Origin of the sequence: Bacillus sp. L381, from assembly GCF_030284525.1 — a bacterium.
Lineage (GTDB): Bacteria > Bacillota > Bacilli > Bacillales > Bacillaceae > Bacillus > Bacillus amyloliquefaciens.
Map to the genome: position 1 here is coordinate 418577 of NZ_CP127224.1, position 16311 is coordinate 434887.

17 protein-coding genes are annotated in these 16311 nt (G+C 47.1%); 10 read left to right on the forward strand and 7 right to left on the reverse strand.

Annotated features, from left to right (window positions below; all coding sequences use genetic code 11):
• Positions 1-153: 153 nt before the first annotated feature.
• From yclJ to phrC, 4 genes are all read left to right on the forward strand, one after another.
• A complete protein-coding gene (gene yclJ, locus QRX25_RS01975) occupies positions 154-837 on the forward strand; it encodes a two-component system response regulator YclJ (protein WP_013351002.1) in 684 nt (227 codons plus the stop codon).
• Entirely contained in the window at positions 824-2251 is a 1428-nt protein-coding gene (gene yclK / locus QRX25_RS01980) for a two-component system sensor histidine kinase YclK (protein WP_212100309.1), read from the forward strand. The genes yclJ and yclK overlap by 14 nt, the downstream gene beginning before the upstream one ends.
• A gap of 159 nt (positions 2252-2410) precedes the next feature.
• On the forward strand, positions 2411-3559 hold the full coding sequence (locus QRX25_RS01985; RefSeq protein ID WP_065980700.1) for a Rap family tetratricopeptide repeat protein: 1149 nt from the start codon (positions 2411-2413) through the stop codon (positions 3557-3559).
• Positions 3543-3662: a phosphatase RapC inhibitor PhrC gene (phrC, locus tag QRX25_RS01990; protein WP_013351005.1), complete on the forward strand. Its 120-nt coding sequence runs from the start codon at positions 3543-3545 to the stop codon at positions 3660-3662. The genes QRX25_RS01985 and phrC overlap by 17 nt, the downstream gene beginning before the upstream one ends.
• 147 nt (positions 3663-3809) lie before the next feature.
• Here phrC and QRX25_RS01995 read toward each other — a convergent pair whose 3' ends face one another.
• Together QRX25_RS01995 and QRX25_RS02000 are read right to left on the reverse strand one after the other, a co-directional pair.
• The gene (locus QRX25_RS01995; RefSeq protein WP_065980701.1) at positions 3810-3920 is read right to left on the reverse strand and encodes a YjcZ family sporulation protein; all 111 of its coding nucleotides are present in this window, start codon (positions 3918-3920) and stop codon (positions 3810-3812) included.
• A 94-nt stretch (positions 3921-4014) separates the two neighbouring features.
• Positions 4015-5379: an aspartate kinase gene (locus QRX25_RS02000; protein ID WP_065980702.1), complete on the reverse strand. Its 1365-nt coding sequence runs from the start codon at positions 5377-5379 to the stop codon at positions 4015-4017.
• Between the two features lie 414 nt (positions 5380-5793).
• Between QRX25_RS02000 and QRX25_RS02005 the strand changes: the two genes are divergently transcribed.
• Genes QRX25_RS02005 through QRX25_RS02020 form a run of 4 tightly spaced genes read left to right on the forward strand, consistent with a single transcriptional unit; the run spans position 5794 to position 9402 of the window.
• The gene (locus tag QRX25_RS02005) at positions 5794-6747 is read left to right on the forward strand and encodes an ABC transporter permease (RefSeq protein WP_013351008.1); all 954 of its coding nucleotides are present in this window, start codon (positions 5794-5796) and stop codon (positions 6745-6747) included.
• Positions 6737-7684 carry an iron chelate uptake ABC transporter family permease subunit gene (locus QRX25_RS02010; protein WP_065980704.1) on the forward strand — a complete coding sequence of 316 codons (948 nt, stop codon included), beginning with the start codon at positions 6737-6739 and terminating at the stop codon, positions 7682-7684. Before QRX25_RS02005 ends, QRX25_RS02010 begins: the two co-directional genes overlap by 11 nt.
• The gene (locus tag QRX25_RS02015) at positions 7678-8436 is read left to right on the forward strand and encodes an iron ABC transporter ATP-binding protein (RefSeq protein ID WP_065980705.1); all 759 of its coding nucleotides are present in this window, start codon (positions 7678-7680) and stop codon (positions 8434-8436) included. The genes QRX25_RS02010 and QRX25_RS02015 overlap by 7 nt, the downstream gene beginning before the upstream one ends.
• A gap of 21 nt (positions 8437-8457) precedes the next feature.
• Entirely contained in the window at positions 8458-9402 is a 945-nt protein-coding gene (locus QRX25_RS02020) for a siderophore ABC transporter substrate-binding protein (protein ID WP_212100310.1), read from the forward strand.
• 40 nt (positions 9403-9442) lie between these two features.
• Here the strand turns inward: QRX25_RS02020 and QRX25_RS02025 are convergent, their stop codons facing one another.
• From QRX25_RS02025 to QRX25_RS02040, 4 genes are all read right to left on the reverse strand, one after another.
• Positions 9443-10867, reverse strand: a complete 1425-nt coding sequence (locus tag QRX25_RS02025) for an MDR family MFS transporter (protein ID WP_014469749.1) — start codon at positions 10865-10867, stop codon at positions 9443-9445.
• A gap of 17 nt (positions 10868-10884) precedes the next feature.
• Complete coding sequence (locus QRX25_RS02030; RefSeq protein WP_212100311.1) at positions 10885-11760, reverse strand: TetR/AcrR family transcriptional regulator; 876 nt, start codon at positions 11758-11760, stop codon at positions 10885-10887.
• 158 nt (positions 11761-11918) lie between these two features.
• Positions 11919-12665, reverse strand: coding sequence for an NADPH-dependent oxidoreductase (locus QRX25_RS02035; RefSeq protein WP_212100314.1), 747 nt, complete (start codon positions 12663-12665; stop codon positions 11919-11921).
• Between the two features lie 16 nt (positions 12666-12681).
• Complete coding sequence (locus tag QRX25_RS02040) at positions 12682-12969, reverse strand: putative quinol monooxygenase (protein WP_013351014.1); 288 nt, start codon at positions 12967-12969, stop codon at positions 12682-12684.
• A gap of 141 nt (positions 12970-13110) precedes the next feature.
• On the opposite strand from QRX25_RS02040, the gene QRX25_RS02045 reads away from it, so the two are divergent.
• Complete coding sequence (locus QRX25_RS02045; RefSeq protein ID WP_013351015.1) at positions 13111-13425, forward strand: ArsR/SmtB family transcription factor; 315 nt, start codon at positions 13111-13113, stop codon at positions 13423-13425.
• A 27-nt stretch (positions 13426-13452) separates the two neighbouring features.
• Here the strand turns inward: QRX25_RS02045 and gabR are convergent, their stop codons facing one another.
• A complete protein-coding gene (gene gabR / locus QRX25_RS02050) occupies positions 13453-14862 on the reverse strand; it encodes a MocR-like transcriptional regulator GabR (protein WP_212100316.1) in 1410 nt (469 codons plus the stop codon).
• 108 nt (positions 14863-14970) lie between these two features.
• Between gabR and gabT the strand changes: the two genes are divergently transcribed.
• Positions 14971-16278: a 4-aminobutyrate--2-oxoglutarate transaminase gene (gabT, locus tag QRX25_RS02055; RefSeq protein ID WP_212100318.1), complete on the forward strand. Its 1308-nt coding sequence runs from the start codon at positions 14971-14973 to the stop codon at positions 16276-16278.
• The last annotated feature ends 33 nt before the right edge of the window (positions 16279-16311 follow it).

Below are 16311 nucleotides of genomic sequence, written 5' to 3' on the forward strand. Positions count from 1 at the left end.
TCCGATATGTATATAGTAGGAGAAATGTATGAAAAAAATATGAACAAACTATTTCCGGGTGATGAAATAAAAACTAACAATTGTGATACGGGAAAACATCCGGGTAAAATGGTGCTATTATAAGAAAAAGCTTCAAGATAAGCGGAGGATACAATGAAGATATTAATGATAGAAGACAATATAAGCGTATGCACCATGACGGAAATGTTCTTTTTTAAAGAAGGGTTTGAAGCCGAATTTGTCCATGACGGAGTGGAAGGCTATCAGCGGTTTACGGAAGAGGACTGGGATTTGGTCATTCTGGACATTATGCTTCCATCCATGGACGGAGTGACGATCTGCCGGAAAATAAGAGAGACGAGCAGTGTGCCGATTATTATGCTGACCGCAAAGGACACTGAGTCCGATCAGGTAATCGGGTTTGAAATGGGAGCCGACGACTATGTCACCAAGCCGTTCAGCCCGCTGACGCTTGTGGCGCGGATTAAAGCGGTGATCAGAAGATACCGGGCGACGGGGCAGGCCGTAAAAAGCGACGACTTGATCGAAACGGCATGCTTTTCGATCAATAAAAAGACGCGGGAAGTGTTTCTTCACGGAAAATCCGTCGAGAATCTGACGCCGAAGGAATTTGATCTGCTCTTTTATCTCGTACAGAACCCGCGCCAGGTCTTTTCAAGGGAACAGCTGCTTGAGCAGGTGTGGGGCTATCAATTTTACGGTGATGAACGTACTGTTGATGTTCATATTAAACGCCTGCGTAAAAAACTGTCCAGTGATGAAAAACCGTTTTTGTACACTGTGTGGGGGGTAGGATACAAATTTGATGAGGATTAAGTACTTATATCAGCTGCTGCTGAGCCATGTCAGCATCTTGATTTTGGCCTTTTTCATCATCATTTCCCTGTTTTCGCATTTTGTGAAAGATTTTGCGTATCAAAACAAAGTGGATGAGCTGTCATCCTATGCCCAGCAGATCACAAGTGAGCTGAACGGCCGCAATCTTGATCTGCGCCGCTTGTATCCCTATCAGGACATGTTAAAAACGCGCGAGACCAGGTTTATTATTTTTGATGAACATCAGCGGCCTTACTTTTTTCCTGATGATATGCCGCCGCGTGAGAAGCTCAAAAATAAAGAGTGGCACATGCTGAAGCAAGGCAAAACCGTTCAGATCAGAGCGGAGATGAACCGTTTTAATACGGAAGGCTTGGAAGTCTCGCTTGTCGCAAAGCCGCTTTTTATCAACGATCAATTTAAAGGCGCGGTGCTGCTCGTGTCTCCCGTCAGAGGGGTTGAGCAGATGATCAGCCAGGTCAACCGTTATATGTTTTATGCGATCATCAGCACCCTTATCATCACGATACTGTTAAGCTGGCTTCTATCTAAATTACACGTCAAACGGATTCAGACATTGCGGGATGCGACCGGAAAAGTGGCGTCCGGTGATTACGATATATCGCTTAACAACAGCGGCGGCGATGAAATCGGCATGCTGGCGTCCGATTTCAATACGATGGCCCATAATCTGAAGCAATCGAGAGAACAGATTGACCGCCTTGAAAAGCGGAGGCGCCAATTTATCGCCGATGTTTCTCATGAGCTGAGAACGCCATTGACGACCATTAACGGACTTGTGGAGGGACTCAACAGCAACACCATTCCCGAAAAAGATAAAGAGAAATGCTTCTCTCTGATCAGTGAAGAGACGAAGCGGATGCTCAGGCTCGTGAAGGAAAACTTGGATTATGAAAAAATCAGATCTCAGCAAATCAAGCTGGACAAGCTGAGTCTGCCGCTCATCGAAGTGTTTGAAATTATTAAAGAGCATCTCAATCAGCAGGCGGAGGAAAAACAAAATCGGCTCCGGATTCAAGTGGAGGACGGCGTCAAAGTGTTCGCCGATTATGACAGGCTGATCCAGATTCTCGTCAACATTACGAAAAACAGCATTCAATTTACGCAAAACGGAGACATTACGCTGCGCGGGTATGAAGGCTATAAGGAAACGATTATTGAAATTGAAGACACCGGAATCGGTATTTCCAAAGAAGAAATTGAGCATATATGGGAGCGGTTTTATAAGGCGGACGTGTCACGAACGAATACGGCATACGGTGAATACGGTCTCGGCCTGTCCATCGTGAAGCAGCTCGTCGAACTGCACAAAGGGACGATAGACATTAACAGCGAAAAGGGACAAGGCACAACCTTTACAATCCGTCTTCCGCTGAATACGAAAAATGAATAATTTTGAAACCGGCAGTCCTGTTTGGCTGCCGGCTGTTTTATCTTCCCTTCGAAAAATTGCGCTCTGCCGAAACAAAGTTTGCGTGTTTTTCGGGATGGAAAGACACGGAAACGTGATAAAATAACTGGTAAACAGGTCTTGGATGGGGAGGGTGAAGGAATGAAGAGCGGGTTAATTCCTTCTTCAGCAGTCGGGCAGAAGATTAACGAGTGGTACCGATACATAAGAACATTCAGCGTGCCGGATGCAGAGATCTTGAAGGCCGAGATCAAACAAGAGCTTGACCGTATGGAGCCTGATTCAAACTTAGTACTTTATTATTCCCTCATGGAATTTCGCCATCAGCTGATGCTGGACTATTTGGAGCCGCTGGAGAAATTGAAAATAGAAGACCAGCCGACCCTGTCGGAAATTCTCGATAACATAGATAACAGCCAGGCCGGGCTCAAAGGGCTTCTCGATTATTACGTCAACTTTTTCAAAGGCATGTTTGAATTTGATAAAAGAGAATTTATATCAGCGATTACGTATTATAAACAGGCTGAGAAAAAACTGGCCTTCGTATCGGACCACGTGGAGCGGGCGGAGTTTTATTTTAAAGTGGCCGAAGCTTATTATCATATGAAACAAACGTATTTTTCTTTGATACATATAAAAAACGCTTATGAAATTTACGTAGAGCAGGACACATACAACGTCCGGATCATTCAATGCCATTTTGTATTCGGCGTCAATTTAATGGATGAAAGACGTTTTGAGCAGGCGGCCAAACATTTTCAGCACGCTCTGCAAATGGCCGAAAAAGAACAAAAAGCGCAGCTTGTCGGGAGGGCGCTGTATAACCTCGGACTGTGCTACTACAATCAGAACCGCATCGATGAAGCCATACCGTACTTTGAACGGGCAGTTGATACATTTGAATCACAAAGAATCGTCAATTCTCTCCCTCAAGCATATTTTCTAATCACACTCATTTACTTTAAACTCGGAAAAAAAGATAAAGCATCGGAATATCACAAGCGGGGATATGAATATGCTAAAGAAACAGACGATCCCGTTTACACGGTAAAATTCGAATGGCTGCAGGCTCTGTATCAGGCGAAACCGGATGAGGAAAAAATCAGCGCATGTTTCCGTTACCTCGAAGATAAAAATTTATACGCCGATATAGAGGATTTAGCACTAGAAGCAGCTAAATATTACTATGAACAAAATTGCTTTAAAATTTCTTCTGACTATTTTCTGAAAGTCGAAGAGGCAAGGAAACAAATACAAAGGAGTGAGGGTTTGTATGAAATTGAAATCTAAATGGTTTGTTATTTGTTTAGCAGCCGCCGCGATTTTTACAGCTGCAGGTGTAAGCCAGACAGATCAGGCTGAATTCCATGTGGCTGAAAGAGGAATGACGTGAGAAGAAAATAACTGAACAAAGGAAAAGACTGCCTGAGAATGATCGCGGCAGTCTTTTTTGTGTGTCCGGATTTGGGCAGCGGCGGAAAACAAAAAGAAAACGCCGCAGGTCAAAACCCGCAGCGTCCTCATATAGACGGAGTGATGTTTAGAAACCGCCAACGAAGGCAGTACCTACAATTACTAACAGGATAAACAAAACAACGATCAATGCGAAAGAGCTGATTCCGCTTCCTCCAGACATCATATATCCTGACATTTGCTTCACCTCCATATTGTCTATACCATACAATATGTAAAAGAAGCTGTTCTGTAAGGGATAATAGTGGACAAGAGAAAAAAGAGGCTGTTTCCTATGAGAGTAAGACCCCGGCGAAAAATTCGTCATACAGTGCCCGCACCGCGTGTTTTTCCTGTTCTTCTTTCACCCCGAACATCATACTGACTTCCGATGACCCCTGATTGATCATCTCGATGTTGACGCCGGCCCCGGACAGTGCCTTAGATGCTCTGGCGGTTGTGCCGACATTATGTCGCATCGCTTCTCCGACGACCATAATCAGCGCCAGATTGTGCCTGACAGTGACTTCATCTGCTTGAAGTTCCTGCTTCAAACGGGTGACGAGCTTCTGTTCCAGTTCCGAGTCCATCTGATTGTGCCGAAGGATGATCGTGATATCGTCAATGCCGGATGGAACGTGTTCATACGTCAATCCTTCTTCCTCCAAAATATGAAGGGCTTTGCGGCCGAAACCGATTTCCCGGTTCATTAAATATTTGCTTATGTAAATGCTGCAAAAGCCCGTGTCGCTTGCGATGCCGATGACCGGCCCGTTCGTATTGTCACGGCTGCTGACGACGCGCGTTCCTTTCGCATCAGGATTGTTTGTGTTTTTAATCTGAACGGGGATGCCGGCCCGAAATGCGGGAATAAGCGCTTCATCATGAAAAACGGAAAACCCGGCATAGGAGAGCTCACGCATTTCCCGATACGTCAGTTCGTTAATTTCTTTCGGGTGCCGCACGATTGACGGATTGACGGAATAGACGGCGTCCACATCGGTAAAGTTCTCATACAGGTCGGCTTTTAAGCCGCTGGCCAGAATGGAGCCGGTAATATCTGAACCGCTCCGGGAAAACGTCACAATCTCATGCTCCTTCGTATATCCGAAAAATCCCGGAAAAATGATCAATCCTTCGCGGTTTCTCAGACGGTATAAATGATCATAAGACTCTGGGAGCACCTGCGCGCTGCCGGGCTCATTCGTCACAAACAGCCCCGCTTCTTTCGGGTTTACGTATTCCGCTTTCACGCCCTGTCTGCGGAAGTAGGCTGCGATCAGCTTCGCGTTATTGTCTTCGCCGCTCGCTTTCACCGCATCCATATACCGGTCAGGATTGGTTTTGCAGCTGTTTAAGAGAGCGAATAAGTCACGGCGGATTCTTTCTATAATAGAGAAATCCAGATCCAGCTCGCGCGCGATGGCGGCGTACCGCTCAATGACCGCTTCGGCAAGCTCGGGCGCTGCTCCTTTTTGCAAATAATGCTCCGCACAGCGGATTAACAGATCCGTCACCTTTGTATCGTTCGAGAAGCGTTTTCCGGGCGCCGATACGACGACGGCTTTCCGCGCGGGATCGGCCGTCACGATTTGAAACACTTTCTCAAGCTGGGCTCCTGACGCTAGGGAGCTGCCTCCGAATTTTACAACTTTCATGATTTACATCCCCTAATGTTTAAATTTTCTCACAAATTTAATTTTTATTATCTCTCTTTCAAACATGTAAATCAAGGATTTTTTCTTTGTATGGAGTACATTTGTATTTGTGGAGAGGAATTCAGTCGCTGTATGTCAGATTTGCTCCCTCAAAGCGTGTAATCATGTGCAAAAAATGATAAGCCTCCAAATGAAGGTTATAGAAAATGCTGCAAATTATTGATAGACTGATTGTAAGACAATTTAGTGTACGGCCCGCGGATGACCGCTTTTGAAGCAAAACCGTATTGACTGCGCTTGGAAAGATGATAAGATTATAGTTGTCGTTGATAATGATAATCATTACGAGTGGGGGATATATGGGAGTTGTTTGGCAATGAGTCATACCGTTTGTGATGGGTGCAGGGAGGCAGCATGAAGCTACGTTACTTACTTTTGCTACTGGCGGTATTGGCGTGTACTTCTATTTTTATCGGGGTAGAAGATTTGTCGCCGCTGGATATTTTTCATTTAAATAAAGAACAGGCAAGTACATTATTTGAAAGCCGGCTGCCGCGTCTGGCGAGCATTATTATTGCCGGCATGAGCCTGAGCATCTGCGGATTAATTATGCAGCAGATCAGCCGGAATAAATTTGTATCGCCGACGACTGCGGGAACGATGGACTGGGCAAGGCTCGGAATTTTGATTTCATTAATGCTTTTTACGTCAGCGAGTCCGCTTGTGAAAATGTCCATCGCTTTTATTTTCGCGTTGGCGGGAAATTTCCTTTTCATGAAAATCCTCGAGAGAATCAAGTTCAATGATGCGATTTTTATTCCTCTCGTCGGTTTAATGCTTGGGAATATCGTCAGCTCAATCGCCACGTTTATCGCATATAAATACGATCTGATCCAAAACCTGTCGTCTTGGCTGCAGGGGGATTTCTCATTGGTCGTCAAAGGCCGCTACGAGCTTTTATACTTGAGTATCCCGCTGGTGATCATCGCTTATGTGTATGCGGATAAGTTTACGGTGGCTGGAATGGGAGAGAGCTTTTCCGTCAATCTCGGCCTGAAATACAAACGCGTCGTCAATATCGGTCTGATCATCGTGTCGCTTATCGCTTCACTTGTGATTTTGACCGTCGGGATGCTGCCGTTTCTCGGTTTGATCATTCCGAATATGGTGTCGATCTACAAAGGGGACAACCTGAGGAGCAGCCTGCCTCACACAGCTCTGTTAGGTGCTGTTTTTGTGCTGTTTTGCGACATTTTGGGACGGGTGATCATATTCCCGTACGAAATTTCCATCGGCCTGATGGTCGGTGTGATCGGCAGCGGCATCTTCCTGTATATGCTGTTAAGGAGAAAAGCATATGAGTCATAATAAAAAAATTACGCTGCTGGCGGCGCTCGCCATTATATGTATCGGATTCTTTCTGTTCTACGGATTGGGCAATTGGGAATACTCCCTGCCGAGACGATGCTTCAAAGTGCTTGCCATGATGCTCACCGGAGGAGCGATCGCATTTTCAACGGTCATCTTCCAGACGATTACAAATAACCGCATACTGACACCGGGCATTTTAGGCCTCGATTCCCTGTATATGCTCATTCAGACCGTCATCGTGTTCCTGTTCGGTTCAATGAATATCGTCATGATGAACAAAAACCTTAATTTCGTCATCTCCGTCGGGCTGATGGTGCTCTTGTCACTCGTTTTGTATCAGCTCATGTTTAAAGGCGAGGGGCGGAACGTGTTTTTCCTTCTGCTTGTCGGCGTCGTGTTCGGCACGCTGTTCAACAGTCTGTCATCGTTTATGCAGATGCTGATTGATCCGAATGAGTTCCAGGTTGTTCAGGACAAAATGTTTGCCAGCTTTAACAATATCAACACCGATCTTTTAGGATTTGCCGGAGCTGTCTTTCTTCTGACAGGCATTTATGTCTGGCGGTTCACGCGGTTCTTTGACGTGCTGTCGCTCGGCAGGGAACACGCCGTCAACCTTGGGATTGATTACGATAAGCTTGTGAAACAGATGCTCATTGTCGTCGCTATACTTGTGTCCGTCTCTACGGCTCTTGTGGGGCCGATCATGTTTTTAGGGCTGCTTGTCGTCAATCTGGCGAGAGAGTTTTTAAAAACCTACAGGCACACGTATTTAATTGCGGGTTCTGTTCTGATCAGCATTATCGCGCTTGTCGGAGGCCAGTTCGTCGTGGAGAAAGTGTTCACGTTTTCCACAACGCTGAGCGTCATCATTAATTTTGCCGGCGGGATTTATTTCATCTATTTGCTGTTAAAGGAGAATAAATCATGGTAGAGGTCAAAAATGTAAGCAAACAATACAGCGGGAAAGTCGTCCTTGAGAAAACGTCTCTTTCCATTCAAAAGGGCAGGCTCACCTCGTTTATCGGTCCGAACGGCGCGGGAAAAAGCACGCTGCTGTCTATCATGAGCCGGCTGATTAAGACGGATTCCGGAGAAATCACGGTTGACGGACAAGAGATCGGATCTTGCAAAAGCAATGATCTGGCGAAAAAAATAAGCATCCTGAAACAGACAAATCAAATCAATATCAGGCTGACGATTAAAGACCTGGTCAGCTTCGGCAGATTTCCTTATTCTCAAGGGAAACTGACGGATGAGGATTGGGTGCATATCAACCAGGCACTCAGTTATATGAAGCTTGATGACTTAAAGGATAAATATCTCGATCAGCTCAGCGGAGGACAGTGCCAGAGGGCGTTTATCGCGATGATCATCGCTCAGGATACGGACTATATTTTTCTCGATGAGCCGCTGAACAATTTAGATATGAAGCATTCCGTTGAAATGATGAAGCTGTTGAAGCGGCTTGTGGAAGACTTCGGAAAAACGGTCGTCGTAGTGATTCACGATATCAACTTCGCATCAGTATACTCTGACCATATCGTTGCTTTGAAAAACGGCCGGATCGTCAAAGAAGGGCCGGCGGAGGAGATTATTGAAACCTCCGTGCTTGAAGAGATTTATGATATGACCATCCCGATTCAAGAGATTGACAGTCAGCGGATCGGTGTGTATTTTTCTTAAAAACCAGATGAGGTGAAAGTCATGAAAAAATTCGCATTGCTGTTCATTGCGCTCGTTACGATTTTTGTTGTTTCTGCATGCGGAAACGGGGACAAAACATCAGGCAAATCAAAAGAAACAATCACGATTAAGGATGACCTGAACAAAGATGGAGTCAAAGTGCCGAAGAATCCGAAGAAAGTCGTCGTATTCAACTTCGGAATGCTGGATACGATGGATGAACTCGGTTTACAGGATCATGTGGCGGGACTGCCGAAACAAAACATTCCAAAATACTTATCTTCATATAAAAGTGATAAATACGCCAATACAGGCGGTTTAAAAGAACCGGATTTCGAAAAGGTCGCGGATATTGATCCGGATTTAATCATTATCGCCCACAGACAATCTGATTCTTATAAAGAGTTCTCAAAAATCGCGCCGACGATTTATCTTGATGATGACTATACAAACTACGTTGACAGATTCAAGCACAACACCGAAGTGATCGGCAAAATTTTCAACAAAGAAAATGAAGTGAAAGATAAGCTTGCGAAAATTGACAATTCCATTGCTGATCTGAAGAAAAAGACAAGCAGCACGGATAAAAACGGTTTAGTGGTGATGGCGAACGACGGGAAAATCAGCGCGTTCGGTTCTAAATCAAGATACGGCTTCATTCATGATGTGTTCGGCGTCAAACCGGCTGACAAAAACATCGAAGCATCACTGCACGGACAAAGCATTTCCTATGAATATATCGCCAAAACAAACCCTGATTACTTGTTTGTCGTTGACCGCGGAACAGCGATCGGCTCAAAATCTTCAACAAAACAAGTGGTTGAAAATGATTATGTGAAATCGGTGAAAGCCGTGAAAAACAACCATGTTGTATACCTTGACTCAGCTACATGGTACTTATCAGGAGGCGGCCTGGAATCCATGGCGCAAATGGTGAAAGAAGTAAAAGACGGAATTGAGAAGTAAAAAAGAACCCGGTCACACAAGTGATCGGGTTCTTTTTCGTTTAGCGTGTGACGGCCTGCTGCTGCTCGGGCTGACGCGGTTTTTTCTTCAAAGTAAAAGATAACAGGAATCCGGCCAGCGCGATGCAGGCGGCTACGACAAATGCCGCATTCATGCCGTGCAGGGCGGCGTTTGCCGGAGATGACGCATTTGCGTGTGCGGCCTGGCTGCTCATAACGGAAACAAGCAGCGCCGTACCGATAGAACCGCCGACTTGGCGGACGGTATTGTTCATGGCTGTTCCGTGCGGGATTAAGTGGCGCGGCAGGGCGTTGATTCCCGCTGTCGTCACCGGCATCATAATCATGGCTGTTCCTAAAAGCCGCGCGGTGTAAACGACGACAATCCAAATGAGAGAAGTCGAGTCCGTCAGATTCATAAACGGCAGGGACGTGAGCAGGATAATAAAGAATCCGGTCATCGCAAGGCCCTTTCCGCCGATTTTATCAAAAATCCGGCCGATAAACGGAGACATCATCCCCATCACAATCGCGCCCGGCAAAAGCATTAATCCGGTATCAAACGCGGATACGCCCCGGACCTTTTGCGTGTAAAGCGGAAGAATGGTTTCCGTACCGATCAGCAGCGCGAAAACAAGCGTGCCGAGCAGGGTGGTCAGGCTGAAAATCCCGAAGGAAAACACGCGGAATTCCAGCATCGGTTTTTTGAGCTTTATCTGTCTTGCGATAAAGAAAATCAGCGCGACCGCTCCGACAAGCAGCGAGGTCAGCACTTCAGTACTGGTCCATCCTGATGAGCCGGCGCTTGAGAAACCGTAAAGCAGACCGCCGAATCCGAGTGTCGATAAGATCACGGATAAAATATCAATCTGTGTTTTTCGTAATGTCGTGACGTTTTTCATCAGAATAATTGCTAAAAGCAAATCGATGACTGCGATCGGAAAGATAATATAAAACAAAGACCGCCAAGAGAATGCTTCGACCGCCCATCCGGAAAGTGTCGGGCCGATCGCCGGCGCGAACGAAATAACCAAGCCGACCATTCCCATCGCGCGGCCGCGTTTTTCCATCGGGAAAATCGTGAGAAATACCGTCTGCATGAGCGGCAGCATAATTCCGGCACCGGCTGCCTGGATAATCCGGGCCGTTAATAATACCGGAAAGTTCGGGGCGAATGCGCCGACAATGGTGCCCGCCGTGAAAATACTCATGGCGGAAATCAAGAGGGTGCGGCTGGTGAATTTCTCTATTAAAAATGCGGAAATCGGAATCAAAATCCCGTTTGTCAGCATAAACGACGTTGTCAGCCATTGCGCTTTGTTGGCGTCTATATTGAAGTCATTCATAATATGCGGCAGCGCCGTGATAAGCAGTGTCTGGTTCAAAATGGCGACGAACGCTCCCGCCAAAAGAATCCCGACAATGACAGAGCGGTTGTATGGTGCAGTTTCAATACTCTTATTCAAGCTGATTCCTTCTTTCTTTATAGTTTGAGCAATGTTTTAACGGCTGCAAGCGGCTGGTGCAGCGGTCCGGCCTGTTCCAAATAACCGATGAGCGCTTTTAATAGGAAATCCCGCGGCTGTTTGTCCGCTGATTCTTTCTCCAGCATGGATGCCGCGGAGGCGAGCCCTGCGGCATCGTATTTTTCCTCCGGAAGAGCTGAGACGGCTTCTTTCAGCTCTTTCAGGCTTTCAGCCAGTAATACGGTTTTGCCTTTCGGCTCAAATGAGGAAGCGGAGGCGATATAAAGGTCAATCATCTCCTGAGGCAAAGCGGTTTCGGTTTTCCTGTTTTCAACGATGAGATTGAGGTGGCGGATGATAAACTCCGTGAGCGGCTCCAGGGCGAGCGGTTCTTTTTCCAGCTTAATCAGCGTGATGCATTCTCTCAAAAGCCCCTGAAGGACAATCACCAGCTCCCATACATAAGGAATGATCTCTTCGCCGTACGTCTGAATCAATGAATCGCGATGCCAGCAGATAAAGATGGAGCGGGCCCTGTGAATATGCCGTTTTACCCGTTCATTAATAGAGGAAGGGCTTCCGTACATCAGCATGTTAAAAAACTGCTGATTGCGCCTGAAACCCTCAAGCTCAGCCATCAGTTTTTTGGCAAACCGTTCCTTAGGAGACAGGCTTGTTTCTTCATTTAATAATGAGGCGGCCGCTACCATCTGTTTCTGGTTAAAATCAAGCAGCTCCAGGAGCAGATCTTCCTTTGATTCAAACAGCTTATATAAAGATGCTTTGGAGACTTTGCACTCCTCGGCAATCGCCTGCATCGAAACCGACGAAAAACTTTTCTCAGAAAAAAGCTTTCTTGCCGCCAGCAGAATATCCGTTTTCTTATCATTCATAAGCCCATATTCCTTCTTTCGTCACAATAGAAAACCCATCGGTTCACAGAAAACCAATGAGTATATGATGAAAATATTAACAAAAATTTTTACACAGTGTCAACGCTTTTGTTTGCGAAAAAAAAGCCTGCCGTAGTGTCTCCGGCAGGCTGATGCGCTTATTTATCCGTCTTAAACCCTTGTTTTTCAAGCATTTCACGAATGTGAGGATAATAAAGCTGTTTATAGTAGGAGGTGATGCCTTGTGACCAGTTTCTTGTTTCCTGTCCGTCGGTGCGGTTTTTCATGTATTCGGACATCTGCTTGTCATAGGCTTCAATATGTGTTCTTAAACCTTCCTCTTGATACGTTTCATGATGAAGAACGGCTGCTTGCGGCAGACGCGGTTTTTTCGCGGAGCGGTCTGCCGGATGGCCGATGACGAGACCGGAAACCGGGAAAACGTATTTCGGGAGTTTCAGCAATTCAATCAGTTCATCCGGCTTGCCGCGCACGGCGCCGATCGGCACAGTGCCGAGTCCCATTGATTCAGCCGCAGCTGTTGCCGTACCGAGCGCAATCCCGACATCTACGGCTCCGACAAGAACGGACTCTAAACCGTTCGTCACCTCAAGCGGTGTATCATTATATTCTTCAAGCGCAATTTTGGCGCGGTTAAAATCTGCGCAGAACAATAAGAAAACCGGCGCTTGGTCAATCCACGGCTGGCCGCCAGCCAATTCGGATATTTTTTTCTTTCGTTCTTTATCCTTCACCGCAATAACCGTAAATTGCTGGCCGTTAATGGAGGTCGGCGCTGCCTGAGCCGCTTGGATGATAAGATCCAGCTGTTCATCTGATACGGGCTCGTCGGTGTAGCTCCGGATGGAACGGTGGTCTGTTAATATTTGAAGGACTTCGTTCATGTCATTCATCCTTTCGTTACTCTGATAGCTCTGTGCGGACGACGTCAAGCGGCGCACTCAGCAGGTCTTTAGCTTTTGCCACGAATCCTTGGAAATGGTCAGTGGCGTTGTGGGATTTCATCGCTTCTTCATCTTTCCATTGTTCAAGCATGACGAAAGTATTTTCCTCACCGATCTTTTCGAAAAGATCGTATTGCACATTTCCTTCTTCCGCGCGTGAATGCTGAACAAGTGATTGCGCTTCTCCTAAAAATTCCTCGCGTTTATCCGCTTTTACTTTCATGTAGGCCTGTAAGACGATCATTGTTATTCCTCCTGATTGGGTTTATTTGTTATAGTTCGAATATTATCGAACTAACTGTAACATGTATCGCTGCGCAAGGTAAAGAAAAAACCCTTACCGCCTAAATTGTCACCCGCCGCTTATATGTGTTACATTTGACTCATGAACATTCCAAACCATCCTGAAACCGCCCGCTTACAGCTGACAAAGGTTCTTCATGCTCTGAGTGATCCGCTCCGCTTAGAGCTGGTCAAACAGTTGGCGGAAACAACAGAAAAAACGTGCAGCACATGTGCCGATGTCCGGGTCGCCAAATCAACGCTGTCCCATCACTTCAAGGTGCTGCGGGAGGCGGGGGTCGCCCAAGTGCGCATAGACGGAAAGCACCGTTATTATTCCCTGCGCAAAGATGATTTACAAGAGGCGTTTCCCGGCCTGCTGGAGGCAATTTTACAGACAGAGCCGGACCGCTGGTAAAAAAATCCCCGAATTGCGGGGTTTTTTTTATGAGCCGAAAACCGCCCGGTACAGCCTTGTAACGCCTTCTTGAATCTCTCTCTCCTTCAGACGGGCGAATCCCAGGATGAGCTGAGGTTTGTTTGATTCGCCTCCCGCTTTCAGGCGGAACCGGCTCATCGCAAACAGGTCGAGCTGTTCTGCATCCGCCCGTGCCAATATCTCTTTTTCTGAACGGGCGCAGTCAAACTCAATGACAAAATGAAGCCCCGCATTGGCGCCCTTTACATTGATTCTGTCTCCGAATGTTTCTTCCAGAGCCGAAATGAGACGCTCACGCATGTTCTTATAATGCTGCTTCATCTTTTTAATATGTTTCTGATATTCACCTGAATCGATAAATTCTTTAAGCGCCAGCTGGCCAAGCGTGCTGCACGTATGCAGGTCATACGTTCTTTCTTTGAATGTCCGCAAAAGTCCGGGCGGAAGAACCATGTAGCTGATGCGCAGGCCGGGGAAAAGGGATTTTGAAAAGGTCCCCATGTAGATGACATTTTGAAACCGGTCAAGGCTTTGAAGCGCCGGTATCGTGTCGGCGTCATATTTAAATTCACTGTCATAGTCATCTTCAATAATAAAGCGGCCGTTCTGTTCGGCGGCCCAGTTTAAAAGCTGAATCCGCCGGGAAGCGGGCATGATCACTCCTGAGGGAAATTGATGGGACGGCGTGGTGATCAATACACAGGGCCGCTGCTTTTCGATTTCGGCCATGGACATGCCTTTTTCATCAAGGCTGACCGTCGCCGTCTTTTTCCCGAGGCTTTGCAGCAGACGGTACATCCTCATATATCCCGGGTTCTCCATGGCGTACAGCACGTCTTTTGGCAGCAGTTCCGTCAGCAGCTGCATCAGCATTTGCGTGCCCGCCCCGAGCACGATTTGCTCCGGCCGGCATGTGACGCCCCTTGTCAGAGAAATAAGCCTTGAGATTGTTTCACGGACTTCATATAAGCCTTGCGGATGGACGAGTTCACCAAGCGTATGAAATGAACGGGCGGCTGCTTTCTGCTCACAGCGAAACCAGCTTTTCAGGGGGAAATGTGCCGTATCCACGCTCATATGTGAAAACGAAATCCAGCCGCTTTTGTCCGGTTCCCGTTCTCTCAAATCGTCAGGCAATAAGAGCGAAGGCGCTTCTTCGTGATAAAACGTATCAATTTCCTCAACGAAAAAGCCTTTTCTTTCAACTGCATATAAATAACCTTCCGAAAGCAGCTGCTGATAAGCCGAATTCACTGAATTCACGCTGACCTTCAGCGTCTCGGCAAGCTCCCGTTTAGACGGCACCTTTGTGTGAGGCATCAGGCTGCGCTTCAAAACGGCCGCTTTTACGTGCTGGTAGATCTGCTGATAGATATAATCCGCCGTTTCTGAATGATCAATGGAAATTGTCAGCATACAGACCCTGACCCCTTTCTGATACCATGGATAAATTGATTTTGGTACTTTTCATCATACCAAAAAGAAGTCAGAATGATAAGAAAACAATGCAGGGGGATGAAATCTATGAGTCAAACAGTATCATCGGAAGTGACAACTGCCCAGTGGCAGCAAAAACGGGATCAATTTGTTTCCAACGGGGTCGGCAACGGAAACCGCAGTATGGCGGTAAAAGGCGAAGGGGCGCTTTTATACGATTTGGACGGCAGACGATTCATTGATTTTGCCGGAGCGATCGGAACGCTGAATGTTGGCCATTCTCATCCGAAGGTGGTGGAGGCCGTGAAGAAGCAGGCCGAGGCTCTCATTCACCCGGGATTTAACGTCATGATGTATCCGTCTTATATTGAGCTGGCCGAAAAACTCTGCGCCATTGCGCCGGGAGATCATGCAAAAAAAGCGATTTTTCTCAACTCTGGAGCAGAAGCGGTGGAAAACGCCGTGAAAATCGCCAGAAAATATACGAAGCGCCAGGCTGTCGTGTCATTCACAAGAGGGTTTCACGGCCGCACGAACATGACGATGAGCATGACGAGCAAGGTAAAGCCTTATAAATTCGGATTCGGCCCGTTTGCCTCAGAGGTGTATCAGGCGCCGTTTCCTTACTATTATCAAAAGCCGGCCGGCATGAGCAATGAGCAGTATGACGACTTTATCATCAGGGCTTTTGATGATTTCTTTATCGCTGCAGTTGCGCCGGAAACCGTGGCTTGTGTCGTCATGGAGCCGGTTCAGGGAGAAGGCGGCTTTATCATTCCTTCAAAACGTTTCGTGCAGCACGTCGCCGCTTTTTGTAAAAAACACGGCATCGTTTTTGTGGCGGATGAGATTCAGACCGGGTTTGCCAGAACGGGAACGTATTTTGCGATCGAGCATTTCGGAGCCGTTCCTGATTTAATCACCGTATCGAAATCACTCGCGGCCGGATTGCCGCTGAGCGGTGTCATCGGCCGGGCGGAAATGCTTGATGCCGCCGCGCCGGGGGAACTTGGCGGCACATATGCGGGAAGCCCCCTCGGCTGTGCGGCTGCGCTTGCCGTCTTGGAAATTATTGAAGAAGAAGGGCTTAATCAGCGCTCCGAGGAGATCGGCCGCATCATTGAGCATCAGGCGCTCGAATGGAAAAAAGACCATGTCTGTATCGGAGAAGTGCGGAGACTCGGCGCGATGGCGGCCATCGAAATTGTCAAAGATCCGGACACGCGGGAACCGGACAAAGCAAAAGCCGCGGCTGTCGCAAAAACGGCGAACGAGAATGGGCTGCTGCTATTGACGGCGGGCATTAACGGCAACATTATCAGATTTCTGACGCCGCTTGTCGTGACGGATGAACAGCTCAAAGAAGGTCTTTCCATTATCGAAGCCGCTTTGTGAGTTCAATTATTGGAATGCCGGCGGATGGGTCTG